Genomic DNA, 26033 nt, shown 5'->3' with positions numbered 1-26033 from the left:
TAAAATAAAGACTTCCACATTTTTATTTAAGAAGTCTTTATTAAAAAACATTTTATTTCTTAGCAGTTATAATAGACTTAAAAGTTAAAACGGGTGTTAAAATTATCTAATGCCAAAAAGTCCTTTTCAACATCATAAATATTTTTATACTCCTCATCCACCCCCAGCAATCTTTTCAAAAAGTTTAATTCACTTGAGGATAATTCAAGTTCATTATACCAGGGCTTAGATTTTCTATTGTTTTTTTTGAAAGAAGAATAATATAAATGAAGAAGCAAGTGACCGAGATATGAAAAGTCTACAGAAGGAACATATCTCTCATTATTTATTAATCGAGCAAGCCCAAAATCAATAAGATAAACTTCTTCTTCATTAATAATCACATTTGGTACCCTTATATCCCTATGCACAATGTTTCTTTTGTGTAAATACTTTATTATATTTATAAGCTTAATTCCTACTTTATAAATTTCATCAGAAGTAAATACATGATTATCTCCAAAAATCAAATTCTCTATTGTCTTTCCATTTTTGTATTCCAAAATGTAAGCATATATATTATTATTTTTTATTGTATCAATTATTTTAGGGATTGATGGATGATCAATATTGGAAAGCATTTTTTCCTCAAAGATGACTTTATTACCACTTTTCTTAAGTGCTTTAGGCTTAATCTCTTTTAAGATATATTCTTTACCATCTAAATCCACCAAATAACATACCCCAAATCGACCTTCACCTATTAACCTTATGACCTTATATCCACCAAGCAAAAAACCTGGTGGATATGTCTTTCTTCTCCAAAAAGGTATCATGACCATGAACTTTTATACCTTCTTTTACCATATCCTTGATTTGAATGATGATTGTGATGTGAATCATGTGAATAGTGTTTACTATGTCTCCTACCTGATCTAGAAAAAGAACCAAACATCTTCAGTATACGACCCAAAAGTCCTTCTCGCTTATAATAATTACTACCTCTGTGATTATCACCATGATGTCTTCTTCCTGATGATCTTGAAAAGAAACTCATTTAATACACCCCTTTTTTAATTAATTTTTTATTAATACACATCACTTCAATTATCAACTACGAATATAATTTGTATTTCAATAATATGATATAATACCTTGTTTGTCAACAAATAATCCAATAAAATCATAGTCGAACGTCATTATCAATTGATAACAAAATACAAACGATAACCACTTCTAATTGCATTTAAGAAAAATTTATAAAACTATACGTTATAAATAAAAGTAATAAAATAGAACTAATCAAACTAAGGCATCTTCAAAAAAAATAACAAATCCATATGCTAGCCAATTTTTTACTTTAACTAAGTTGATAGATACATAGACTTCAGGCTTAAGACTTTTTTGAAGTAATTTTCGTATAAATTGAATCAGTGATAGTTTTACGTATTTTAAATTTTTAGTCGTTTCAACGTAGTTAAATTGAAGCAAAACATAAGTTATTAATGATATAAAAAGTTAATTATAGGCAGAATTTTCACTCGTTTCAAATAATCTTTTTACATTCAAATTTTGTTTGATAAATTTACAGTAAATTTCCTTCCAGTATCTATATATCCTAAGCTTTCACTTACTTTTTTAACTTCTTCAGCTGTTAAAAAAGTAAGTGAAATATATCAAATTATAGTAGTAGTATTTTTCATGAGGGCATTCTCCTTAGTATTGTTTTTGTTCACACTTTAATATTATTATAGAATGACCTCTTTTTTTATATATTTTTATTTACATTTTTGGGTCAATCAACACTTATGGTCCAATATAAAGTTGCATACAAAAATGATAACATAGAACCAGAAGTCAGCGGAAAATATAAAAAACCTTATACTCTCATTAGGAAAGATAAAAACTCACTCTGGTTAATTGATGATGGAGGAGGAGGTTAGAAGGGCATTGCTTCCTTAACAATGATTCTGATGACCCTGGTCCTCCATGCCAAAACAGCATTACAGGATTATCAATTTTTGTTCCTAGATGAAACAAAAATTGATCTATTCTATTAGTCCCTACATATTCAGAAGTACATATTGGTCTTTTATTTTTATTCTTCATAATTTTCTCTCTCCATTTTCTTATTCTTTCAAACTCTTTTAACATCCTCCTTCTTACTTTCATCTACTTTTAAGTTACTATCTTCTTCAAAGCCATTCTGTTCTTCACCATCAAATCCATAAAGCTTCTTCAGCATTTTCCAAATAGTTTCCAACTCTTCAGTTGAAAAATCCTTAAAAAGTTCTGCCATGAAAAACATTCCTTTTTTTGAAACTTGATACACTACCTGCTTTTCAGCTTCCGTAATTATTACATTAACTGCACGCCTGTCTTCAGAATTAGGTATAACATCGATATATCCTTTTCTTTCCATAGCGGTAACAATTTGTTTTACATTTTGTTTAGTTGTCCCAAGCTTTCTTGCAATATTATTGAAATTAGCTTTACCTTCAGGTAAATGAGCAATTGCAACCATAGTCATACATTGTCTATTATTTTATTATCAGATTTAACTTGCATGGAAGTAATTACCATAACTACACAAAGAAATAATGCATATATGAATCCATACCGAATTCCTTTGGAAACTGCTTCAGAACTATTATTGCCACCTAATAAATAGTATGAATTTTGCCCTATTTTTAGAAAGTTAGTTGCAAGTGCTGTACAAAGTGCTGCCACTATCTGCTGTAAAGTATTCATTATACTGCTTCCATCAGCCGATAACTCTGATGGCAAACTATTTAGCCCATAAGTTTGTGCTGGAGATAATGCTAATGGACAACCAAACATCAGTATACTACTAAAAATTACAACTAATATTGTTGCTGTACTGGCATTAATCATGCATAACAGTCCAGTTGATATTAATGTAATGAAAGATCCGATACGTACAATATTTTTGGCTCCATAGGAGTCAAATAATTTTCCCGAAACTGCTGACATAATTCCATTAATAACACCTGAAGGCAATATTAACAATCCTGCTGTTGCCACACTAATTTGTTTTCCATTCTGATAGTACATTGGTAATAATATGTTAGCACACATAGTTACTCCAAAAATGACTACAACTAAAATTGTTCCTAGTGTAAATTCTTTATAGTAAAAAGCTTTAAGCTGCCAAATTGGATTATCAATTTTCAATTGACGATAACAGAATACTATCAAGCTTATTAATCCGATTATAAATCCTAATATACAAGAAGCAGACGTCCATCCTTTGTCACTACCCATACTTGTACCAAAAACAACACCACCAAACCCTAATGTAGAAAAAATTACTGAATAAATATCTAATTTAGTCTTCATAACTTCTGTAACATTGCGAAGGTTAAAGAGTGTTACTATTAAAGCTGAAGTCATTAACAATAGAACAGCCCAGAAAATCCACTGCCATGAAAGAGAATTCAAAATAATACCTGCTACTGTTGGAGAAATTACTGGTGCAAACATCACAACCAAACCTGTCATCCCCATAACTCCTCCTCTTTTTTCTGGAGGGTATAATGCCATAATTGTATTAAATACAACTGGTAAGATTAAGCCACCTGCAATACCTTGTATTAAACGTCCAAATAATAGCATGTAAAATGAACTAGATAGAGCTGCAATTACAGTTCCTAATATAAAGTCCACCTGTGCAAAAATAACTATTTGTCTTGTAGTAAAATTCTTGATTAGCATACTAGAAATAGGTAATACAATCCCTGCCACCATCATATATCCAGTAGATACCCATTGTATAGTGGTTTCGTTAACTTGAAAACTTTTCATAAGTGGTACAAGTGCAATATTAAGTGCAGTCTCACTAAACATAATCGCAAATCCACTCAGTAATAATCCAACCATTATTGTAATTTTATTAACTTTTTTATTTTCCATTAGCTTTAATCCTTTCTTTATATATAAATTGAAATGGAACTCCAATTAAGTTAAGTTTAATACTCACTCCCTTTTTGCAGTTCCATTTAATAATTAATGATATATGAAGCTATTTATTTTTTGCATCTTCTGAAATATTAGGAATCTGTAGATATGACTCATATTTTCCGCCAGTATGGATAATATGATTTCCTTTATTATTTGGTTCAACATCTTTTATATTAGGTAATGGAGCTCCTATTATGTTGTAGGCTGAAATTACTAGTCTCAACTTTTCATCTTTATGAAAAATCAATGCAGTTGGCCATAATGGTATTTCAACACTTACAATTTCTCCTTCTTTTAATAATTCTTTTTTATCGTATGTTAAGTAAGGTTCTTCTTCTTTAGATTTTTTTTCATCAATATTTCTTAGTGAAACCCTAAGTCTTCCATTTGGCCCGAAATATACAGGTCCCTTCATCTCTATATCTTGAGAAATATTCATTTGTGGAACCTTTTTAGGTTTTATAAGCCTATGAACTAACACATTATCATTCTTATCAAGCTTTTGAATAAAAACAAATAAATCCATATCATTAGACGCATTTGCTTCTACCCAGAGCTTAACATTAGAATATCCTGTAATTTCAGTTTCTTCATGAAAAGCAATTGTAAATGCTGCTTCTCCCTTTCCATTATCTGTATTGTAGCTAACTAAACCTTTTTCACTAATTGGGTTATTGTTTAAAGTTTTAGTTTTAGCATCTAAATACAATTTTTTATAATTAGTTCTGGCTAAAGGAAATTCATTTTCAACTCTGTTAACTATATCTTCTCCACCAAGGTCTAATACTGAAAGCCGTACCCTTTGTGTTTTAATCCAATCATTTTCAATCCCTTTTAAATAATAGTCAAAGAATTTTCTTAACTCCTCTTTGTTCTTTTCTTCATAATAATCTATCCATTCCATTGAATTGTGAACTCTAAGCCATTTATTTTCTGATTTTATGTTTCTAAATGCTCTGAAGGTTCCATTAGTATGTGCGCTATTTGTATAACTTGCTACAATATATGCTGGCACATGTATATTTTCAAACTTTGGTATCTTGTCCTCCCAATAAGAATTCATCAGTGGATATTTTTTTAGCATTTCCTTTATATCTTCTGTATAGTTATTGCCATAAAGATGTGTTAGTATGTCCTCATTAAAATGTTGATTAGGAATTCCACCTCTACATACATCATCGCCATAAAGGTCAGAATGCCCTTCCCAAGGTGCTATAGCTGCTAAATGTGGTGGTTGTTCTGCTGCTATAAACCATTGTGAAACAGCCAGCCAAGAATTACCTGACAAGCCTATTTTTCCATTGCACCATTCTTGTTCTGCTAACCACTCAATATAATCATAACCATCTCTTCCATCTTGACTTCCCCAAAAATATATGTTACCTTCAGACATGAAAGCTCCTCTTGCATCTGGATTACATACTGCATAGCCCTCATTACACCAATATCCTGGATCAGGACCCTCAAATTTCATCAAGCCTGATAATTTTTTTTGATCTATTCCTAACATTCCTGGAAAAGTATCTAAATTTTGATTTCCACTTCCGTTTTTACCATAAGGACTCCAAGCTACAATAGCTGGAACATTATCCTTATCTGCTGGTCTAAAAATATCTGTATAAATTGTAACTTTATCTCTAAGTTTTACAGGTACATCTCTTTCAAAAATAATTTCACAAGGTAATGGCATATAACCTTCTTTCATAACATACCCTTTAGGTAAAACTATTGTTTCCTGTTTAAATCCTCTATATCTGCTTTCTGGATCATTTATAGGAGTAGATTTTCTAAATATAATACCTTCAACCAAACTTTTTTTCTTACTTTCCACTATACTCAACTCCTTCGCTGCTTTTAATGTATTTCACTGCATTTTCTGCCGCAATACGTCCAGTATTGAGTGCAAATCCCATTGAATTACCTGGTATTTTATAAAGATATGTGCTTCCATAAATATCACAAACATCATTTCCTGCTCCATATAATCCTGGAATGACTTTAAAATCTTCAGTTATAACTTCAGTTTTGTAATTTATTTTAATTCCTCCTAGTGAACCATAGGCAGAAGGAGCAATTCTTACAGCATATAATTTATTTCCTCTTATTGGACGTAAAAATTTAGCATTCTTATTAAATAATTGATCATGATTTTGATCACAATAAAAATTGTATTCTTCAATTGTCTTCTTAAAATTATCTGCATCCATGTAAAAGTGTTTAGCTATTTCTTCAATTGAACTTGCAACACATATTGATTCAAGCGAACTCTCAACAGCTTTTTTAACCTGTTCATCAAAAGAAGCACTTATATCCACTGAAAATACTTCTGTTGTGAAATCTACTCCATTTTCTTTATAATATTCTATAGTTTCCTGAGTACAAATGGAAAATCCACATTTATTTTCTTGTCTATCGAACGCATTCGATGCAACAGCTCCATTTTGCATACACTCTTCATTAAAGAACCTTTCTCCTTGTAAATTTACAATTAAATGTGGCTGCATAAAACTTATCATTATTGAAGAACATGACATTGGTGTAGTTGGTGCTACATTCTTTTCCATAGTCATTTTTGATTTTCCTGCTCCAACTTTCCAGGCCATTTTTAATCCATCACCAGTTATGGCTGGAAGTCTAAAATTAAACATATCTACTCCATATGTGTAACCAGTATATTCTTTTATCATATCAGGATTATTTCCAAATCCACCAGTTGCAACAATTACCGCTTTTGCTTCTACGTATATTTCTTCCCCATCTTTACCTTTTGCAATTAATCCAGTTACTTTTTCATCATCTCTAGTAATTTTTATTACAGGAGTATTTAAGTATACTTCAGCTCCTAATTCTTTAGCTCTTTCAAATATTCTTTTATTCATAAAAGAAGCTCCTCCTGCACCAGATGGTTTTCCATCAGGACGTTTCACCTTTATCCATGTGCTTTCAGAATCTAAACAAAACTTTGCAGGTTTATCAAATTCAACCCCCATATCTATTAACCACTGCAGAGTATCTGCTGATTTCCAAAAATAATCTCTAACTAATCTTGCATCAGCTTCCCAATGAGTATAATCCATAAACATATTAAAGGCCTTCTCTTTTGTTAAATCTACATTATGATCTTTCTGAAATTTACTTTCTATTGCAAGTGGACCTGTTCCCATATTAGCTGCGCCACCTGGTACTGCTGCTTTCTCAAAAGCAACTACTTTAACTCCTAATTCTGCTGCTTGTGCACATGCTGCAAGTCCTGCAGCTCCAAGTGCTATTACAGCCACATCTGCTTTAATATTCTTCATATTTTTCTCTCCTATCTTTTTTGTATTTGCCTTTCATACTTGTAATATTTACACTATATCGGATTTATTGATATTGCTTGCTAACCTGTGCTAAACTTATATACATATTATATAAACAATTAATTGAGTTATCATCGTCTATTTGTATGAAACTTAATTCACTTTGAAGCTAATTATTCAACAAATATTGAAACATAAGGAGATGTACATATATGAATATCATTGAAAAAAATAGTCTTTCTCTTTACAAAGTTTTATACAATGGCAACATGAAAGATATAATTTTTGAAGCTGAGAAATATTTTAAAATGCCATTTATACTCTATGATACAAGCTTTCAAATCATAGCTTCATCCAGTAAAGTTAATGATATTCATCATGGTCTAGAATCTAATAAAAATATAACTTATATTAGAAGTGCTGAAATAGAACGTATGAAAAATAATAAGATACTAGAAAAAATGTATGAAAGTAATGGTGCTTTTCCAATCCATGACGATTGTCATGATGTGCGTTGGCTCTTTTCTCCAATAAAGATTCATTCTTCCTTACTAGGTTTTATTGCAATCTTTTTTCTTCATGAAATTCCAACTGAAACTGATATTGAGATGTCAAATATTCTTGCTCAGGTTATTTCAGTTGAAATGCAAAAACACAATCCCTATACATCTAAAACTGGCCTTAAATATGAATATTTTTTAACTAGTCTACTTGATGAACAGTTTAAATTTGAGAATTCTAGTGTAATTGAAGCAAGGTTAAAAGCCCTTGATTGTAAGCTTTATAAATATTTATTTATAGCTTGTATTTCATACAAAGAAGCATCTAATAATAGTTTCTTTAATAAAAATTTAATTGAATATTCTAGAAAAATTTTTCCAAATTCCATGTCCGTAATTTACAATGATATCATTGTACTTTTAGTAATGGAAAACAGTGAGATTAAATTTTCTGATGAATACATGCATCAATTAATTGATTTTTTAGGTACATATAACTTAAAGGCTAGTATTAGTCAACCATTTATGAATATTTTAGATGCACCTTTATATTACAAACAATCAGCAAAAACTATGAAGATTGGTCTTACCCTTAATCCAAATAAATTATATTATTTTTCTTCTGACTACTTGTTGTTTCATCTATTTGATAGTTATGAAAAAACTGACCTTCAAAATCTAATCCATTACCATATTAAATATCTTTTAGATTATGATAATAAATACAATACTGATTATATAAAAACCATAAAAGTATATCTTGAAAACAATAGAAATGCTGGTAAGACATCTAGTGCATTAAATCTCCATCGTACTACACTATTTTATAGAATAAAGAAGATTGAAGACTTGCTTAATATTTCCTTTGAGGATAATGATGTTTTATTTTTGTTTGAAATATCACTTAAAATTTTAGAATACTTGAGCAAAGTAAATTCAATATAATAAATTTATAAAAATCCAAAAATTAACCTATGCTAATTTGAAAATACAACAGTATTGTTAAAATAAAAGACCTATTAAATCTAGTAAAATCAATAAAAAATCACTTACTTTATTGCATAAAAGATAAGACAAGGCCTATGAATAAATTGGCCTTGTCCTTTATTTTAAATTTCATTAATTCATTTACTTACTTACGCACTGATTAACCCACTTAATAAAGTTGTCTGTACTGCTGCCTGTACGTTCAGCTGTTGTATGTCCTTGACCCCAAACAGTTTCAAAATCAACATCTTTTACACCAGCATAGTTTTTCAATGCCAACGCCAAGTTTGATTCAACTGTTAAAGCTGTATCTCCCTGATTGATTCCAGTATGGATTCTCCAATGAGGTGCTACTTTAGAAGTTTTGTAGCCTTTATAATAATTTAATAAGAAATACATTGGATTATACATATTCTGGCGGTATTCAGAGCTATTATTAAGCTTATCAGCAGATTTAATATCATCCTGATATGCTTTCACAAGAGAAGAATCCCAATCACTATATGCAGAATATTTCTTTTCATTTTTTTGTAAGAGATTTGCCATAACGGTGTCGAAATGCAGTGCATCACTCTTGCTTTTACCATTTCCAAAGAGCATGTTCTCAGCCTGTTTGCGATTTGTACTATCAAATGCACCTACACTCTTAGTAGGAGTCTTGCAATGTTTCACAAAGGCTTCTATACTTGATATTTTTGCAGTATTAGTTTTTGCATCATATGTTATCCACTTTTCGTCAGAATTTAATGAATCAATGTAATCCTGAGCAGTTGCATATGTCTTGGATGATTTTGTAGACTGATTTGAACCACCATTTGGAGCAGCACCATCAGGCATTGAACCGCTAGGGGCACCACCACTAGGCATCTGTCCACTTGGAGCTCCTCCGCCTCCAAATCCTCCATCACCCATAGCCATACCAGAAGACTCCGTATATGGGAATTTGGTATCACTTAAAAAGTTGTTTAAAGAACGTTCAACTTCTGAAAGAAGATAATCATAGTAAGTTCCTGATGTGTATATACCCTTACTGGATTCCTTAAGATTAAGCACTGTACCATTCTTATCTTTAAGATCAAGCTTGTTAATATAAGTTGCAAAAGCTTCAGCCAAATCCTTAGACATTAAAGAAGTCCAAGTTGTACCTGCACGGGTACCTGTAGAAGAATACTGTCCCATATTCCATTCATAAGCTTCATCTGCATAATCTAAACTTGTAATTGGACACCAGCTCATTGCTCCAGAAATAGAATCACTGATGTACTTTTTGTTATTATCGTACATAGCAGCACCGATAGATTCCAAGTAAGTGTAATAAAGTTTACTGTCACCAGTTGCACCTGCTAGAGCACTTTGAGCACCACCACCGCTGTGACCGAAAGTAAAAATGCTATCTGTATTACCAGGAAGAACACTTTTATTAAAGCGATAATAACGGATCGCAGCCTTTAAGTCAGTAACTCCCCAAGGTGCTCCACCACTATAAGTCAAATTACCACTGCTGTCATAACCATTAGTTCTGCCGCGCATACCAGCATATACATAAACAAAACCTGCTTTAATATAGCTGGAAATACCATTATAGCTGTAAGAAGTTGGAGCTGCCTGTGCTGAATAACCTGCAGTATTTACAGGAAAGACAATAGGTGCAGTTTTAGCAGTGTAACCATTTACTTTACTGCTTGTATTGATTTTACAAGTGTAAGTCCCATCACCATTAGCAGTACCAGTCATATATGTACCTGGAACATAGATGCCCATGGTTTCATAATCAGTGGTTTCTGGTTTAGAACAATATCCAACTTTGATTTGCCAATAAACATTATTATCTTTATCATAGTTCCATTTACTGTTACTAAAAGTTAAACTTTTCGTGTCTTCAGTGTAGTTACTGGATATATCAGAAGACTTTTCATTAGAAGAACTACTAGAAGAATTTGAACAGGCACAAAGGGATACAATAAGTGTTGAAGTTATCATGATAGGTAATACTTTTTTAAATAATCTCATTTTCTACCTCCTTTAAATATCTAGTGTTTATTTTTGTACATTAGTTTATCATAAAATTGTGGCATAAAAATGGCATAAAAGAGATATTATTCATACCCTTTTATGCCATTTGATTTATGCACGCTTTATTGTAAAGAAAAAGGTTGTGCCTTTTTCATATTCACTTTTCACTGAAATATCTTCATGTAATACGGATACTATTTCTTTTGCAATAGAAAGGCCAAGCCCACTTCCTTTTGTATTATGAGATGTATCTTCCTTATAAAATCTATCAAATATATGTGGAAGTATCTCTGGCTTAATACCAATTCCATTGTCAACTATTTCAAATATTACATCTGAATGATTTGTTCTAGCATTAATTATAATTTTACCATTTTCATCTACAAATTTAATTGCGTTATCAATAAGAATACAGAAAATTTGCAATACCCTATCCTTTGATGATAAAACATCTGGAGTGCTCCAAGCTGCATTTGTTACTTCAAAAGCTATTCCCAAGTCATTCATAATAATGGAATACTTATCAAAAACTTCTTCAAGCAATTCTTTTGTATTAATTGTTTGTTTTTCTATTACTATTTTACCGCTTTGCAATCGTGACAATTCAAGTATATCAGAAATAAGGCTTTGTAGTCTTGCACTTTCCTTGAGAATAATACCATAGTATTTCTGACGTGTATCCTCATCTGTTATTACATTATCTGCTAACGTTTCTGTCAAAGCTTTGATTGAGGAAACAGGAGATTTTAATTCATGGCTGACATTTGCCACATACTCTTTCTGTATATAATCAAGTTCTCTACTTTCTCTTATATAAAACTTCAAAAGTACACCAATAATACCTGTGCCAATAAGCAGTGTAACTGTAAAAACAAGCATAAACCCCTTAAGTGCTGCATTAATGTCATCTGCTGGAACAAGCACAAATAATGCACCTATTACAAGATTATCTTTTTCTATAGGAACACCAATAACAACAGAAGTGTGGGGTAAACTACTAATATTCTCCATAGAGGATATTGTCTTGCCTTCAATAATTTGTGGAATGAACTTTTTTGCCACATCTTTCATATTAATTGAACTTTGTTTTTCTTTATCATTACCATATACATCAAAAATTTTAATAATCACATTACTAGGCATTTGATTTAAGGTTGAATTATTAGCATATTGAGATGAAAGCTGTTTTGCCAGTGGTTCAAGTTCACTGGTTTTATACTGAAAAAAAAGATATCGAATAGCATAAAAACCTAAAATTTGACCAATAATAAACAAAAATGCAATGGCAATAAAAACTGTCCTTCCTTTTGAGAACAACTTTTTCATATGGATACCTCCAGCTTGTAACCTACACCATACACTGCCTTGATCTCAAAGCCTAGATCTCCTACAGGAAGTTTAGCTCTAAGTCTTTTTATGATGGTATCTACAGCTCTCGAGTCCCCAGAATAATCATATCCCCATACCCCGTTGAGTATCTGATCACGGGACATAACTTTGTTTTTATTTTTGAAAAGGTAAACAAGTGTTTCAATCTCTTTTGGAGTCAATTCAATCTTTTTTCTAAAAACAAATACTGTATACCCATCCGCATCAATATTCAACTTTCCAATCTGAAGGATATTACTTTTTTCTGCTTTAGGTAACATCCGTTTTAATATTTTCTTAATACGAATAGTAACTTCCCTGGGCGAAAATGGTTTTGTAATATAATCATCTGCACCAATTTCAAGTCCCATAATACGATCGAATTCTTCACCTCTGGCACTAAGCATAATAATTGGAATTTCACTTGTCTTTCGTATTTCTCGACACACATCTGTGCCAAATATTTTGGGCATCATAATATCTAACACAATCAAGTCAAAATGCTCCGATTTCAACTTTTCAAATACTGCTTCACCATCATATACCGATACACATTTCATGTTTTCTGCTTTAAGATAAGCAGATAAACTTTCATGAACAGCTATATTATCATCACATATTAAAATATTTAATTCTTCGTTCATTTTAAAATCACCTAAGTTATAAAAATTTTTTATGTTCGTATAAATATAATTCATATTATTTTGTTATAAATGGCTTGTCTTAAGTATTCTAAGCATACACTTAATATCCCATTTACATTTTGTCAAATGAGCTAATATAAAAGATTATAACACATAAAAAATTGTTATCTCAATATTAACTTGATATGATGAAAATTTTAAGTACTATATTTCTGACTTCTAATTTTCTTATTAATCATCTCTCAACTAATTATATAGATGTCATATACAAATCTTTAAAAATTTCTCCAGGCTTAGCTCCATCTAAAATATGTATTGTTGTATCCTTTCACTTTATAATTTTCTTTGACATGATAAAAGTAAACCTTTATTCAATCTTCTCCCACTACTTTTTCAATTTTACAACAGGACATAAATAGTATTATAGTACCTACAAGTCCACATCCTATTGAATACAAAATAACAGCCTGTGAACCAGAATAGTCACAAACCACGCCACCAAGAAAATATGCCAGCAGATTGCTGAATGTACAGGTTGCAGCACGATAGGTCTGTCCAATCACAGAATTTTCTTTTGATACAGTAGAACCTATGTAATAAACAGCACTAATTGAAAATAATGAAAAACCACCTAGCTGCATTAACTGTGCTGAATATAATCCAACCATTGTACCAGATATAAAATAAAGTACTGCTTTCATTGTTATAAAAATCCCTGAAGCTTTCAACCAAAAATCACAGCGTTTCACTTTCATAAGCTTAACTATCAGAAACATAGCTGGAAGTTCTAGTATTGCTCCAAAAGCAGTAGCCATTCCCTGGGTAGATTCATTGCCACCACGTGCTACCACAATCTGATACATGTAATTACATAAAAAATTATGACTAGCATACAAAAGAAAAAATCCTGTCAAAGTTAATGCAAATGACTTATTCCATAATTTCCCCTTACCTGAATTTTTACTACCTTCCTGATCTACAGCGATTTTATTATCAGGAAATGTTTTTACACCTATAAATAATATAAAAGCCAAAAACCCCCCCATAAGAGGAACTGTATTTATTCCAAATAATGCAATACACCAACCACATATGCAGGTAAGTAGACTATAAGCAAGTGACCCCCATCCTCTGGCCATACCAAGATTTATATTCATACCTGACTGTATTTTCTGTATTCCCAAAGAATCCACCATAGCCGGAAATACTTGCAGTAGAATACACATAATAGCTAAAAGAGCTACAGCTAAATATCTATGAATCCCAGAAACACATAAAATAACTCCACAGATAACAGTAAGACCTGTCTGCACAAGTATAGCTAGGCTAAGAGCATCTTTTTTTGAACTTTTACCTATAATTTGTGCCAGAAGAACCTGAAGTATAAATGCACTTCCTGAAACCAGTCCAAATATAACTCCATATTGTGTGTTGCTAAACCCCTGGGCAAGACAATATTTGCCTGCATAGCAGATTAGTACACCGAAATTCCCCCATACCATTGACTGTAAAATAGCATAAGGAAGTGTTGCATTTTTAACTGACTTCCTGTTTTCCATACCTTTTCCTCCGTTTGTATATATTTATTGTATTATAACAAAGCATATTATATAATAATATGAGAAATCTCATATTATCGGAGGTAATCATGAAACAGATCTCATCGCCAAAACAAATCAAATATGCTGCAGAACATTCTAACTTTTTTCATTATTTTTCTACAGATGTAGATTTTCTCTCTTCTGTACAGCTGCATCGTTTTGAATCCAATGAATTTATATTATGTGAAGGTCAGATTCCTGACTATTTATATTTCGTAATAGAAGGACGGGTAAAAGTTTATATTACACATAACAATGGTAAGATTTCGTTAGTAAATTTCCTGCATGCTCCATGCTTTATAGGTGAAATGGAACTTCTTAATGCTCAAAGGGATGCTATTGGTGTGCAAGCTATGGTTACAGTAACCTGTATTGCTATACCCATGCATCAATTCCGCGAAACCTTATTGAATGATCCCATATTTCTTAGGGAACTCTGCATATATCTAAGCAAAAAAGCTACTACTAATTCACGAACCTACACACATAACATGTCCTATCCTCTTGAAAACCGACTTGCTAGATTTATTCAGCTAACAGCCCAAAATGATATTTATTCTGAAAAACATACTGAAGCTGCAGAATATCTAGCTGTTACTTATCGTCATCTTCTATATGTACTAGCGGATTTTGTGAAAGGTGGAATCCTTGAAAAGATTAACTGTGGCAAATATAGAATTGTGGATCACGAAGCCTTAAATAGACTTACAAACCTGAGCTGAAAAGCTTAATGAAATATTATTCTAAAAATCTTTTTCTCTTCCAAAAATATCAAAATCTTTTTTATTCAAATTTTGTAAATGCATTCCAAATAGGTGTAAAAACCTATGCCAAAACTCCTGTTAAAGCATAGGTTTTTTATTATAAAAATCATAGTAAAAAATGTTGTAACTTTTAATTTTTCACTTCTAAAATAAACCTGTTAATAAGAAGTTCATCCTTTTTATTTTACAGACTTTAAGTGAGCAATGTATTTTATATATTTCTAAGTTGTAGCTTCAATTTTTTCTTTATTTTATCTATGAATGGAAGCTTGTCCTTAAAAATTAAATTGCTCTTTGGTTGTTATTAGTTTTGTTTTTATTTTCATATCTTCTGAACATTAATAGTGGTACTATAGTGAATATTACAGGACCTATAGCACTCCATATTGAAGTAGGTATATCTCCTTCCATTGCTGGCTGTATTATACAGAAGAAGTTAGCTAATGCAACTGTTATTGTAACTATTAATGACCAAGCCACACCACTTTTAACAGACTTAAATGCTGAGAATGGCTTTACAATATCAGTATTCCTCTTAAATGGGCCAAAGGCAAAAGCTATAAATACACAAGGAAGTGTAGTTGCTACATTTGACATTGCAACAAGTATATCAAATAATTTTGCCATTGAATCTCCACCGAATGAAGTAAGTGCTATAATTACACATACAACTATTGCCTGAATAGCCATAGCAAATTTAGGAACTCCATCTGTAACTTCTCCTATTCTTCCTGGCCATAGTCCCTTAGGTGTTCCCTCTATAAGCTGTTTTAGTGGAGAGTATGTAAGTGTAAAGAATGCACCAGCTAACGGTAAGAACATTAATACAGCAACAACTCTGGACATCCATTGTCCTGCAACTATTGAAGCTGCCTGACTTGCACCAAAAGTTTGTGCTAATACATAACCTAGATTTGCCATAACAACATAAGTTACATTTCCCTGGTTAGCTGTTTTAGCAGTCATAACTGTATTCCAGTTAGTAAACATGCCTACTAAGAATACACATAATGAATATCCTATTGTTATAACAAGCGCAGAAATCATAACTCCTTTAGGAAAGTTCTTTTCTGGATTTTCTGTTTCATCAACAACACCAGCAATAGCTTCTACTCCACCATAAGCAAATAATGCATAAACAACAAATGCAAGTGTTAATAAAGGATTCCCTGCATATGCATGATTTGGTGACTGAGTAAATGTTTTAAGACCTTCTATAGGTTCTGCAAAATGACAACCATGGGCAAAGAATACTGCTAAAGCACCAACTACTACAACAATATTTACTATAACAACTGCTACACCTCCAACGTCAGTAAATTTCTTTATTTTGTCCAATCCTTTGCTTGATACATAACTAACAAATATAATCCATAGTATTCCAATTATTCCAACTGTTTTTGGTCCAGATAATGATTTAATACCAAATAATGCCCAGGATTGAGTTGTATCACTACCATATATAAAATTTGATACTGGTATCCATATTGTTGACGAAACCAATACCATCCATATAATATTTGAGGCATACCACATAAATGTTCCTACGAATGCGAATTTAGGTCCCACAGACTTTTCCATCCATGAATAAATTCCACCTCGTTCATTTTTAAATGCAGATCCAAATTCAGAAAACATTAATGCATACGGTACAAAAAACAATACTGCACTTATTACGTACCAAGGAATAGCAGCATAACCCATCTTATAGAAAGATAGAGGAACATTACCAAATCCAAAAACTGCAACGAATATCATAAAGATTATTCCAACCAGTCCCATTTTTTTCTTGCTAGATTTTTTGTAATCCTTTTCATTAGATTCCATATAATTACCCTCTTTCGTGTTATATATTAGTTAATCATATATATATTGTATTTCAAACGAAAAAACAATTCAATAAAATTACAATAGTTGTAATTTTATTGAAATTTTATATATTTTGATTAGTGATATTATATTTAGTCTTAAGCCTTCATAAATACTTAAATAATTACGAATGTTTAAAGCCAAATTCAAAATCCCAATAAATTTATATATTATTTATTGAAAAATTTAAATAAAAAACAAATGAAATGAAATTTTCCTAAACGAGAAATGCAATTCAATCAGTAATAATTATCAAAAAATTTTTAATAATTAATTTTTTGTCTTAAATATCGAAAATGGTGGTTAAAGTTGGTAAAGTTTATAATTTTTCTTTATAAATGTTTGCGTCTCCGGAGATATTTGTATAAGCTCACCTAAGCGTGTTTCTTTTGGACATAAAAACCTAGCATTTCCAGTAGTAGTATATGCATTTATGTTAAGTCATGCTATAATAAATAATCAAATACTTAAGCTTTAGAGGAGGATGCAATTTTGAACATAAAATCATGGAAATTATGGCTATTTTCAAGTATTTGTTTTTTATTTGTAGCAATAATGGATTTTATCAGCAAGAAATATTATACAGGAATTATTTTTGGACTTTTAGGAGTGTCTTATATTTTTTTAAGCATGAATCATTACAAAAAGAATAAATAATAATTTATTTTAAGTTAATATAAGCATAATGTGAAACAAAAGTGCATTAGAAGTTTGAATTTTACCTTTTACTGCCTCTTATACGTTTTGTATAAAACATAAAAACTCCTATGTTAAAATAAATGCAAGTCTAGCCAACTGCAAATATAAAAACATAGGAGTATTGTCTAATAAAAGACATAAATAGTTTATCACATTTCATTAAATATTAAATTTTTAAGTATTGTATTAATATACTATTTATTCCTTTTCAATTACTACGGCAGTGCCATAAGCCACCACTTCACTCATTGTCTCCCCAACCTCGCTTGAATCAAATCTCATCATTACAATTGCATTGGCACCCATATCAGTAGCATTTGCAGTTAAACGTTCAACTGCCTGTTTACGTGTGTCTTCAAGCAAAGATGTATATTGATGAATTTCTCCTCCAACCAAACTTTTTAGGCCAGCCATTATATTGCCACCCAAACCTCTACTTCTTACAATCAATCCAAAAACTTCTCCCTTTACCTCTTTTACTTTATAACCTGGAACATTTTCAGTAGTAACAATTATCATTAACCTTACCTCCTCAATGAAAAGTTTTATACTTTAGAAATATTTTTTACTATCTTAAATATAATCATAACTAAAATTATATTTTTCTATTACCATACTTTATTTAGTTAATTATATCATATTTTCTAAATTAATCTATAAAATTGATTGGATTATATGAAAGTGAGTAAGTACATAACAAAATATATCTTCATAGATTGTTTGAATTCCTTCTCTATATAGCCGATACCTGCTTATAGCTTGTTTCATTTTTATTTATTGCTGACAATGTATCAAAAACAAGGTCAGGCTGATCCATCATTAAAAAGTGCCCTGCATCTGGGATTATAAATATTTCTTTATTGGGTGCCTTTATATCTTTAAAATAATCTTCAGCTACAACACAAGGAGCTTGCCAGTCCCTTTCTCCTAAAATATAATATACTGGCACCTTATATTCTTTGGATTCTGTACGGAGATTGAAGTCTCCAAGAAAACTATGAACTTTTGAATTTGCCTTAAAGATTTTCATAAATGCTATAATATCAGAAAACTTAAAAATAGGACTTTTAAACATAGCTATCCATATATCAATGCCTATTTCCATACCTAATTTATATTTACCAAGAAGCTTATGAACTATATTACATTTTCTCAAAAAACCTTTGTCAAAAACAATTTTGCTGCCAGGATATTCACCTACACTCTCAAGCTTCTTCAATGATTTTTTATCACCTGACTTCTCAATAATTTCTTTAAGTTTGTTATAGGCTACCTGCTCATTTTCCATCATACCAACAACCTGTCCAGCACCAATATAGTACTCTACCTCTTCTGGATGCTTTCTAATAAATACCGACCCCAAAACACTTCCCCAGGAATGTCCAAATATAACAATCTTTTTCTTGTTATATTTTTTCTTAAGATACTGGATAATTTCAAACAGGTCCTGGAGCATTAACTCTATTGTTGGAAGCTTATCTGGATTCTTAGTGAGTGTCTTTCCAGCACCTCGCTGATCCCAATGAACCACAGTATATATTTCTTCCCATCTATCTTGAAATAATCCTGTAAATAAGGATTCTGCTGAACCTGGTCCTCCGTGCAAAAACAGCATTACAGGATTATCAAAGCTTGTTCCTAGATGAAATAGAAATTGATCTATTTCATTAATGCTTACATATTCAGAAGTACATATTGGTCTGTTATTTTTATTCTTCATAATTTTCTCTCTCCATTTTCTGATTTTTTCTTATCCTTTCAAACTCATTTAATATTCTTGTTACATCTTCCTTCTGACTTTCACCTACTTTTAAGTTACTATCTTCTTCAAAGCCATCCTGTTCTTCTCCATCAAATCTATAAAGCTTTTTGAGCATTTTCCAAATAGTTTCCAGCTCTTCAGTTGAAAAATCCTTAAAAAGCTCTGCCATAAAGAATATTCCCTTTTCTGAAACTTGATACACTACCTGCTTTCCAGCTTCCGTAATTATTACATTAACTGCACGCCTGTCTTCAGGATTAGGTATAACATCAACATGTCCTTTCTTTTCCATAGCAGTAACAATTTGTTTTACATTCTGTTTAGTTGTTCCAAGCTTTCTTGCAATATTATTAAAGGTAGCTTTTCCTTCAGGTAAATGAGCAATTGCAACCATAGTCATATATTGCCTTGAAGTCAAATCCCCCAGATATCCATCTCCCCTTACCTGAAGCTTATTTGCCACTGAAAATAATGTTGCATAAGTTTGCTGCATTAAAAATATCTCTCTATATGTATCCATAAAGTTTTTCTCCTTTAGTCAATATATTGTCTATTTATAGTTTAATAACATTCTGTAATTTTGTCAATATATTGTCTAATTTCATTCTTATTTATACTCTCTTTTACACAGAAATAAATAAAAAACTACTAATGTAATATACTTCATTAGTAGTTTCCAAATAACTTTATAACTTTGTATCTCAAAAGCTGTTATTACTTATTAATCTTGCTTAATTCTTCAATATCATTTTTTGATAATCCAGATACTTTAATTATAGTTTCAATATCAATATTTAAATTAATAAGATTTTTAGCTATTTCTATTGCTTTTTTATTTTCTCCTTCCTTTATTCCTTTGAATTGAACTTTTACAAAATCTGTCCTTATAAAAAATAACTCATATTATAATTTTATATAACATGAGTTATTTTCTATAATCTAATTATTCAATTTTAATAAATTTCACATTCCCTTATAGCAATTGTAATTATGTATAATGCTATATTGCTTAATTGTATTTCTATTCAAATTAATTTCCAGCATAGTTTCTATACTCACCTATGGATATATGACGATTTCCTTGAAAAATAAATGAATTTGTTTATGTTCCCTGAGTAAAAAAAACATGTAAGAAGAGTAGCTACCTCCCTTATTTTTCTTGCTATAACTATTCTGACTTTTCTATAAGAGTTATTTTTAGCTTATATGGTTCTGTAAACATATCATACGTAGAATTTTCAACTATACAATGTTTAACAGTAAACAAAAATCCATTATTAACTGGATAATCTACTTCCTTACTATTCAATATTACAAGTATTTCATCATTGGTTAATTCCTTTTCTATAATATTATCTGTAAGTACTTTTCCACTTGTATCCTTAAATTCAAATATAACTTTCATAGCCTTTTCTCCTTAAAAAATCAATCTTTGCAAATTATTCTAATACTAATTTTAACATAAACAACAAGGAGCTGTCGCATTAAGAAACCTATATACAATATATTGGCCTGTAAATAAATCACAAGCACAATATGTTGTAATGTTTATTCTTAGTGCCACAGCCCCTTTAATTATTTTTATGTATAATAGAAAAAAACACCTAATAAATTACATTGTATCTATTGTATTGAAAATAAAACTCACGAGTGTGAATGGATGGAAGCTCACATTATGATGAGCAAGATTTTTTAATAATTAAAGTTAACAAAAAAACATATAACCATTGACATACCAAAACAAAAATGATATTATAAATTTACTTATATTATATGTGTATAAATCAACACATTTTCTCAATTATATTATACTATTCTTATAAAGTAATGTCAATGTTTTTTTATGGTAATATTACTGAATTATTCACTATAAGGAAGGGATGGGGTTAATTGAACAACTTTGAATGGAAGCAGGAAAATCAATGGCTACAGGAAGTGCTCAAAGAAGCTCAAAAACAACTTAATGAGAAACATGATTTTAAAGAAAAATTTAAAAAGGATTCTATTGAAACGCAAAAGCAGCTCTGGCAGGATATAGGTTCTTTGTCCATAACTAATGGGTTGGATCAGGTTGTAGACTTTATGGAATTCATCACAACTATGAAAGCACAGAAAAGAAGACATGAATTTGTCAGAAAACTTGAAGAAAAATATAGAAAAATGCTTTTATCTCCCTACTTCGGCAGGATGGATTTTCTCGAAAAAGGAGATGAAAAAACTCAAAAATGTTATATTGGAAGTTTCAATCTTATCAATGATAATTTTGATTTTCTAATATATGATTGGAGAGCACCCATTTCCAGCATGTACTATGATTACGAAATTGGGAAAGCTAATTATACATGCCCTGAAGGAAGAATTTATGGTGAAATTAATTTAAAAAGACAGTACAAAATCAATAATGGTGAAATTGAGTATATGTTTGACAGCAATCTAAATATTGACGACGAAATACTTCAGGGTATCTTGAGTAAAAGTACTGATAGTAAAATGAATAATATAGTGACAACTATTCAAAGAGAACAAAATAGAGTAATTCGTAATGAGGAGTATAAAAATTTGATTGTTCAAGGCCCTGCTGGAAGTGGGAAAACTTCCATTGCCCTTCATAGGATTGCATACATCTTATACAAGCATAGAGATAAAATATTATCAAAAAATATAATAATATTTTCTCCAAATGAGATTTTTAATGAGTACATTTCTAATGTATTACCTCAACTTGGAGAAGAGAATATGTGTCAAACTACATTTAAAGAATATATGCAAAGAGCCTTAGAATCTGGTTTTAAAAAGGAAGATTACAGTGAAATGATGGAAAATATTCTTGCATCTAAGAAAGAACCAATGTATCAAAAAAGAATAACGAGTATAAAATATAAATCTTCCATACAATTTATAGATATATTAAAAAAATATATAGGCTATACTGAAAAAGAAGACAGAAACTTTAAAGATGTCATTGTGAGAGACAAGCTAATAATCTCCTCTAAGGATTTGAAGAAACTGTTTTCTAAAGATTATATACAACTCCCACTAAAAAGGAGACTTCAAAAGATAAAAGAAAGAATATTATTTCTTATGGAACCTTATGAAAAAGATTGGATTGAAGAAGCTGCCAGCGAACTTAGGGAGTCAGATTCTTATATAGATAAAGCAGAAGTTAGGAATCGCAGCATAAGTATTGTAAAAAATGAAATGAAAGATATATATTCTGAAATCAATAAAATGACAGAGTTTGATTTAATGGATATTTATAAAAAGCTTTTTATAAAATTAGAATGTTTTTCTGCAAATTGTAATACTGGATACAGTGAGAATGAACTTGATGAAATAAAAAGCTATACTTTGGGAAATTTGAAGGCTGGAAAGCTTAATTATGAGGATCAACCTCCTCTTCTATATCTCAAAGGAGCACTAGAAGGAATTCCTAAAACCTCAGAAATCAAATATGTTATTATTGATGAAGCACAAGATTATACACCATTGCAGTATGAAATCTTTTATCAGCTTTTTAATCATGCTAATATAACCATACTGGGTGACCTTAATCAATCCATCAATCCATTTATGAATGTAGGAGATTATAACAACATATCTCATATATTTCCTAAAGATAATACATGCATAATAAATTTAACCAAAAGTTACAGATCAACAATGGAAATTACTAAGTTTTCAAGAAGGCTACTTGGCAAGGATATTACCGATGGATGTGTAGAAAGAAGTGGAGCTGAACCTTTAGTCCTTGGGTTTTCAAATGAAAAAGCTATAAAAGAAAAACTTCTTGGGGATATAAAAGCATATAAGGAAAAAGGTTATAAATCCATTGGTATTATAACAAGGACTATAAAAGAAGGAAATGAAGTATACAATTTTTTAAAAGAAAGTATTGATGTTAAAGCCATATTGAAGGATGATGATGAATATGTAAGTGATGCATTGGTAATCCCAGCATATCTTGCTAAAGGATTAGAATTTGATGTAGTTCTTATATATAATGCAGGAGATGAAAATTATTGCTGCGAGGAGGAAAGGCTTCTTTTATATACTGCCTGCACCAGAGCTCTTCACATTTTACGCATATATTATTCAGGCAATTGCACTCCATTATTGAAAGAAAATTATCAAATTTAGTTCTATAAAATATAATTGTTTAAGTAGGAATGTAAATATGATTCCTACTTAAACAAACCACCATAAAAATAGAACTACCTTACTTTTGAAATTACTTTCTATTGTAAGACAGCTCTTAAAAATTAGTAGCTAATCTATTTATATATGATAATGCAGTAAATCTATTGAATATTTTTCTTGATTACTAAAAGTATTAAAGCTGTTACTACAGTATTTTTTACAACTCTTATAGGTTTATTGATTTACCTGTAAAGTATATGGCAGCTTATTATTGTAGTTATTATTATTTCCATTAACCTTTATATAATAGGTTCTAGGAAATACAAGAAACTTTATACTTTTACTTTTTATTTCATAAAGTTTAGAATGACCTAATGGCAGTCCTAATGAATCATACAAATGTAAATCATAATCTGCTGGTAAGTTTGTTAAATTCACTTTTAAAATGCCCATTTTTGTTACCTTTATTTTATAGTAATCTATATCATTTGGTGAAGAAATATATCCATTATAAGTTTCGCCTAATTTAATTGGGTATGCTGTATTTTTTGAATCATTTGGTTCGTATGGATCTACATTTGTATCCTTTTTAGTTGTAAAACTCATTGTATAAGGATTGGAAAACTTATTACCAGAATTTCCAACTACAGCTTCTGCAGGAATAGTTAAAGTATACTTTGTATTTTCCTTTAAAGCTGCTGATATAGAAATAGAATCACCATTTATAGTACAAGCTGCTGAAACCTTATTTTGTCCATCATTTAAAGTAATGTTTTCAAAGCCTGTCCCCTTTTGAACCGCTTCATTAAATTTAACTGAAATTTTACTATTTAAATCCACATCAATTGCTCCATTTGATGGAGTTGTTGAAACAACTTCTACAGTTTTATCTGTATTAACATCACCTTTTGTGAACGCTTTTAAACATACATTTGCATTTAGTTCTGGATTTGATTCTTTTAAATCAGTCCAGTTTTTATTGTCAGAACTTATAAAACTTTCGCCAACATTTGCAGATGCTTTGCTCGAATAATCAGACTCAACTCCTTCAATTGCAATTGGGCTTTTTTCTTCATCTTCTACTAATTTTACAGCTACAGCATATTTCTTTCCATTAGTCAAAGAAATGCTGTTGTCCAAATTAATAGTGTGATATCCAGGCATATCAATTGTTCCTGACTTAATCTTAGTTAATTTTGTAAATTCATTTGTTTCATAATTTGGTTCAACATATATTTCGTACTTTGCATTTTCTTTTGTAGTATAGAAACTAACAGCAGATAACTTTTCATTATTTAAGCTTGATTTAAAAACATTAGCAAAAGAGGCTGTTTCACTATTAAATCCAGCAACATTTACCATTCCAAGAGGATCATATTCATATACCTTATCATAGTTGTTAGTAGGTTGTGCATTTATGAATGCTGCATTATATTTTGCTACACATTTATCATAATAAGAAATATAAAAATATCCTTTGTCTCCCCAATTTGGTCCCCAACTATTTCTAACAATAAAGGCACCATTTCCAGCAGGAGCTTGTTTAAAGTTATCTTTAGAATAATTATCATCCCATCCTACAATTGCAACATCATGATTTGTATTGGAATCTTCATAAGCATAATAGGAGCTTGTACTAGGATTATAATACTTTTTATCATATGCCATACTAATATCTAATGCACCATATTTCATTACTGAAGCTTTTATTTCATCATTATCTGCAGAACCAGTTCTTTCAGGAATAAATAATACATCCTGTACATGATTAACTGCTTTTTTACCATCTCTTACTACTATGTTACTTGGTGTAGCAGGAGAAGCATAAGGATCATCTTTTTCTAAAACAGGTCCATTCCATCTGGAAAGATAAGCAGTTGACATAAAAGAATTTCCGCCATCATCAGGTCCAAAATCAAAACCACTATGAGTTATAAGATTATTCTCTGAATAATTCACATCAGTATTTTGTGACATCAGCATCCAAGATTCTAATGACGAGTAAGTAGCACAAGCCCAACAGCTTCCAATCTTACCTTGATTTCTTACTGAAGTAACTTTGTTTTGATCCCTTAAATCAAATTTGGCAGGTAAGTTTGCATTCTTTAAAAGATTTTTGTTTGATGTACTTTTAGTAATTTTAACTGGATTAGGAATAAATCCATATCCAGATTTGCCATTTGAATTACTTTTAGCGGTTGCATTTTTGAACTCCGGATTAATTTGTCCCATATAGATTTTATTTGCATCACCCTTTGCAAATACATTTGATGATAAAGCAGTACTTGTAAGTAATACGGAAGACATAACAACAGTTGTGAACACTTTTGGTAACGCATTACCTCTCTTCATTAAAATTCCCCCTTATATTGTTTTTTGAAAATAAGTAATTTATTGTAAAATAAATATTACATTAATACTAATATTAAT

22 protein-coding genes are annotated in these 26033 nt (G+C 30.6%); 5 read left to right on the top strand and 17 right to left on the bottom strand.

The annotated features are described in order from the left end of the window. Positions 1-77: 77 nt before the first annotated feature. Entirely contained in the window at positions 78-821 is a 744-nt protein-coding gene (locus HBE96_RS03115) for a serine/threonine protein kinase (protein WP_169296307.1), read from the bottom strand. Next, positions 812-1036, bottom strand: a complete 225-nt coding sequence (locus tag HBE96_RS03110) for a hypothetical protein (RefSeq protein WP_169296306.1) — start codon at positions 1034-1036, stop codon at positions 812-814. Before HBE96_RS03110 ends, HBE96_RS03115 begins: the two co-directional genes overlap by 10 nt. A 751-nt stretch (positions 1037-1787) precedes the next feature. Between HBE96_RS03110 and HBE96_RS03105 the strand changes: the two genes are divergently transcribed. Continuing rightward, positions 1788-1922, top strand: coding sequence for a DUF4829 domain-containing protein (locus tag HBE96_RS03105; protein ID WP_169296305.1), 135 nt, complete (start codon positions 1788-1790; stop codon positions 1920-1922). On the opposite strand, the gene HBE96_RS26135 is transcribed toward HBE96_RS03105, so the two are convergent. From HBE96_RS26135 to HBE96_RS03080, 5 genes are all read right to left on the bottom strand, one after another. Next, the gene (locus HBE96_RS26135) at positions 1870-2133 is read right to left on the bottom strand and encodes a hypothetical protein (protein WP_243186828.1); all 264 of its coding nucleotides are present in this window, start codon (positions 2131-2133) and stop codon (positions 1870-1872) included. The genes HBE96_RS03105 and HBE96_RS26135 overlap by 53 nt on opposite strands. Next, positions 2117-2509, bottom strand: a complete 393-nt coding sequence (locus HBE96_RS03095) for a MarR family winged helix-turn-helix transcriptional regulator (protein ID WP_169296304.1) — start codon at positions 2507-2509, stop codon at positions 2117-2119. The genes HBE96_RS26135 and HBE96_RS03095 overlap by 17 nt, the downstream gene beginning before the upstream one ends. Next, positions 2506-3912 (bottom strand): DHA2 family efflux MFS transporter permease subunit, encoded by a 1407-nt coding sequence (locus HBE96_RS03090; RefSeq protein ID WP_169296303.1) that lies wholly within the window; start codon positions 3910-3912, stop codon positions 2506-2508. Before HBE96_RS03090 ends, HBE96_RS03095 begins: the two co-directional genes overlap by 4 nt. Positions 3913-4021: 109 nt before the next feature. Then, positions 4022-5791, bottom strand: a complete 1770-nt coding sequence (locus HBE96_RS03085; RefSeq protein ID WP_169296302.1) for a CocE/NonD family hydrolase — start codon at positions 5789-5791, stop codon at positions 4022-4024. Next, complete coding sequence (locus tag HBE96_RS03080; protein ID WP_169296301.1) at positions 5781-7259, bottom strand: FAD-dependent oxidoreductase; 1479 nt, start codon at positions 7257-7259, stop codon at positions 5781-5783. Before HBE96_RS03080 ends, HBE96_RS03085 begins: the two co-directional genes overlap by 11 nt. A 212-nt stretch (positions 7260-7471) precedes the next feature. Here HBE96_RS03080 and HBE96_RS03075 point away from each other — a divergent pair, with 212 nt between their 5' ends. Then, a complete protein-coding gene (locus HBE96_RS03075; RefSeq protein WP_169296300.1) occupies positions 7472-8704 on the top strand; it encodes a PucR family transcriptional regulator in 1233 nt (410 codons plus the stop codon). 183 nt (positions 8705-8887) lie between these two features. Here HBE96_RS03075 and HBE96_RS03070 read toward each other — a convergent pair whose 3' ends face one another. From HBE96_RS03070 to HBE96_RS03055, 4 genes are all read right to left on the bottom strand, one after another. Then, a complete protein-coding gene (locus HBE96_RS03070; RefSeq protein ID WP_169296299.1) occupies positions 8888-10756 on the bottom strand; it encodes a subtype A tannase in 1869 nt (622 codons plus the stop codon). A 114-nt stretch (positions 10757-10870) separates the two neighbouring features. Next, positions 10871-12085 (bottom strand): sensor histidine kinase, encoded by a 1215-nt coding sequence (locus HBE96_RS03065; protein WP_169296298.1) that lies wholly within the window; start codon positions 12083-12085, stop codon positions 10871-10873. Further along, the gene (locus tag HBE96_RS03060) at positions 12082-12771 is read right to left on the bottom strand and encodes a response regulator transcription factor (protein WP_169296297.1); all 690 of its coding nucleotides are present in this window, start codon (positions 12769-12771) and stop codon (positions 12082-12084) included. The genes HBE96_RS03065 and HBE96_RS03060 overlap by 4 nt, the downstream gene beginning before the upstream one ends. Positions 12772-13142: 371 nt before the next feature. Continuing rightward, positions 13143-14330, bottom strand: a complete 1188-nt coding sequence (locus HBE96_RS03055; protein ID WP_169296296.1) for an MFS transporter — start codon at positions 14328-14330, stop codon at positions 13143-13145. 89 nt (positions 14331-14419) lie between these two features. Here HBE96_RS03055 and yeiL point away from each other — a divergent pair, with 89 nt between their 5' ends. Further along, entirely contained in the window at positions 14420-15094 is a 675-nt protein-coding gene (yeiL, locus tag HBE96_RS03050; protein WP_169296295.1) for a transcriptional regulator YeiL, read from the top strand. A 324-nt stretch (positions 15095-15418) separates the two neighbouring features. On the opposite strand, the gene yjeM is transcribed toward yeiL, so the two are convergent. Next, entirely contained in the window at positions 15419-16963 is a 1545-nt protein-coding gene (gene yjeM, locus HBE96_RS03045; RefSeq protein WP_169296294.1) for a glutamate/gamma-aminobutyrate family transporter YjeM, read from the bottom strand. A gap of 534 nt (positions 16964-17497) precedes the next feature. Here yjeM and HBE96_RS03040 point away from each other — a divergent pair. Then, the gene (locus HBE96_RS03040) at positions 17498-17662 is read left to right on the top strand and encodes a hypothetical protein (protein WP_169296293.1); all 165 of its coding nucleotides are present in this window, start codon (positions 17498-17500) and stop codon (positions 17660-17662) included. 240 nt (positions 17663-17902) lie between these two features. Here HBE96_RS03040 and HBE96_RS03035 read toward each other — a convergent pair whose 3' ends face one another. The 4 genes from HBE96_RS03035 to HBE96_RS03020 all read right to left on the bottom strand — a co-directional run bounded on the left by HBE96_RS03035 (position 17903) and on the right by HBE96_RS03020 (position 20871). Further along, positions 17903-18223 carry a YbjQ family protein gene (locus tag HBE96_RS03035; RefSeq protein ID WP_169296292.1) on the bottom strand — a complete coding sequence of 107 codons (321 nt, stop codon included), beginning with the start codon at positions 18221-18223 and terminating at the stop codon, positions 17903-17905. Between the two features lie 214 nt (positions 18224-18437). Then, positions 18438-19424 carry an alpha/beta fold hydrolase gene (locus tag HBE96_RS03030; protein ID WP_169296291.1) on the bottom strand — a complete coding sequence of 329 codons (987 nt, stop codon included), beginning with the start codon at positions 19422-19424 and terminating at the stop codon, positions 18438-18440. Then, a complete protein-coding gene (locus HBE96_RS03025) occupies positions 19414-19986 on the bottom strand; it encodes a MarR family winged helix-turn-helix transcriptional regulator (protein WP_169296290.1) in 573 nt (190 codons plus the stop codon). Before HBE96_RS03025 ends, HBE96_RS03030 begins: the two co-directional genes overlap by 11 nt. Positions 19987-20634: 648 nt before the next feature. Then, entirely contained in the window at positions 20635-20871 is a 237-nt protein-coding gene (locus tag HBE96_RS03020) for a hypothetical protein (protein ID WP_169296289.1), read from the bottom strand. A 485-nt stretch (positions 20872-21356) separates the two neighbouring features. Here HBE96_RS03020 and helD point away from each other — a divergent pair, with 485 nt between their 5' ends. Then, positions 21357-23603 (top strand): RNA polymerase recycling motor HelD, encoded by a 2247-nt coding sequence (gene helD / locus HBE96_RS03015; RefSeq protein ID WP_169296288.1) that lies wholly within the window; start codon positions 21357-21359, stop codon positions 23601-23603. Between the two features lie 234 nt (positions 23604-23837). Here helD and HBE96_RS03010 read toward each other — a convergent pair whose 3' ends face one another. After that, on the bottom strand, positions 23838-25955 hold the full coding sequence (locus tag HBE96_RS03010) for a C1 family peptidase (RefSeq protein WP_169296287.1): 2118 nt from the start codon (positions 25953-25955) through the stop codon (positions 23838-23840). Between the last annotated feature and the right edge of the window lie 78 nt (positions 25956-26033).

Origin of the sequence: Clostridium muellerianum, assembly GCF_012926525.1 — a bacterium.
GTDB classification, from domain to species: Bacteria; Bacillota; Clostridia; order Clostridiales; family Clostridiaceae; genus Clostridium_AM; species Clostridium_AM muellerianum.
This window is presented reverse-complemented; position numbering and strand designations above follow the sequence as displayed.

What these genes read in the sequence shown, in the direction of transcription:
- HBE96_RS03115 (WP_169296307.1), bottom strand. Translation starts at nt 821, where the DNA reads ATGGTCATGATACCTTTTTGGAGAAGAAAGACATATCCACCAGGTTTT.
- HBE96_RS03110 (WP_169296306.1), bottom strand. Translation starts at nt 1,036, where the DNA reads ATGAGTTTCTTTTCAAGATCATCAGGAAGAAGACATCATGGTGATAAT.
- HBE96_RS03105 (WP_169296305.1), top strand. Translation starts at nt 1,788, where the DNA reads ATGGTCCAATATAAAGTTGCATACAAAAATGATAACATAGAACCAGAA.
- HBE96_RS26135 (WP_243186828.1), bottom strand. Translation starts at nt 2,133, where the DNA reads ATGTTAAAAGAGTTTGAAAGAATAAGAAAATGGAGAGAGAAAATTATG.
- HBE96_RS03095 (WP_169296304.1), bottom strand. Translation starts at nt 2,509, where the DNA reads ATGACTATGGTTGCAATTGCTCATTTACCTGAAGGTAAAGCTAATTTC.
- HBE96_RS03090 (WP_169296303.1), bottom strand. Translation starts at nt 3,912, where the DNA reads ATGGAAAATAAAAAAGTTAATAAAATTACAATAATGGTTGGATTATTA.
- HBE96_RS03080 (WP_169296301.1), bottom strand. Translation starts at nt 7,259, where the DNA reads ATGAAGAATATTAAAGCAGATGTGGCTGTAATAGCACTTGGAGCTGCA.
- HBE96_RS03075 (WP_169296300.1), top strand. Translation starts at nt 7,472, where the DNA reads ATGAATATCATTGAAAAAAATAGTCTTTCTCTTTACAAAGTTTTATAC.
- HBE96_RS03070 (WP_169296299.1), bottom strand. Translation starts at nt 10,756, where the DNA reads ATGAGATTATTTAAAAAAGTATTACCTATCATGATAACTTCAACACTT.
- HBE96_RS03065 (WP_169296298.1), bottom strand. Translation starts at nt 12,085, where the DNA reads ATGAAAAAGTTGTTCTCAAAAGGAAGGACAGTTTTTATTGCCATTGCA.
- HBE96_RS03060 (WP_169296297.1), bottom strand. Translation starts at nt 12,771, where the DNA reads ATGAACGAAGAATTAAATATTTTAATATGTGATGATAATATAGCTGTT.
- HBE96_RS03055 (WP_169296296.1), bottom strand. Translation starts at nt 14,330, where the DNA reads ATGGAAAACAGGAAGTCAGTTAAAAATGCAACACTTCCTTATGCTATT.
- yeiL (WP_169296295.1), top strand. Translation starts at nt 14,420, where the DNA reads ATGAAACAGATCTCATCGCCAAAACAAATCAAATATGCTGCAGAACAT.
- yjeM (WP_169296294.1), bottom strand. Translation starts at nt 16,963, where the DNA reads ATGGAATCTAATGAAAAGGATTACAAAAAATCTAGCAAGAAAAAAATG.
- HBE96_RS03035 (WP_169296292.1), bottom strand. Translation starts at nt 18,223, where the DNA reads ATGATAATTGTTACTACTGAAAATGTTCCAGGTTATAAAGTAAAAGAG.
- HBE96_RS03030 (WP_169296291.1), bottom strand. Translation starts at nt 19,424, where the DNA reads ATGAAGAATAAAAATAACAGACCAATATGTACTTCTGAATATGTAAGC.
- HBE96_RS03025 (WP_169296290.1), bottom strand. Translation starts at nt 19,986, where the DNA reads ATGGATACATATAGAGAGATATTTTTAATGCAGCAAACTTATGCAACA.
- HBE96_RS03020 (WP_169296289.1), bottom strand. Translation starts at nt 20,871, where the DNA reads ATGAAAGTTATATTTGAATTTAAGGATACAAGTGGAAAAGTACTTACA.
- HBE96_RS03010 (WP_169296287.1), bottom strand. Translation starts at nt 25,955, where the DNA reads ATGAAGAGAGGTAATGCGTTACCAAAAGTGTTCACAACTGTTGTTATG.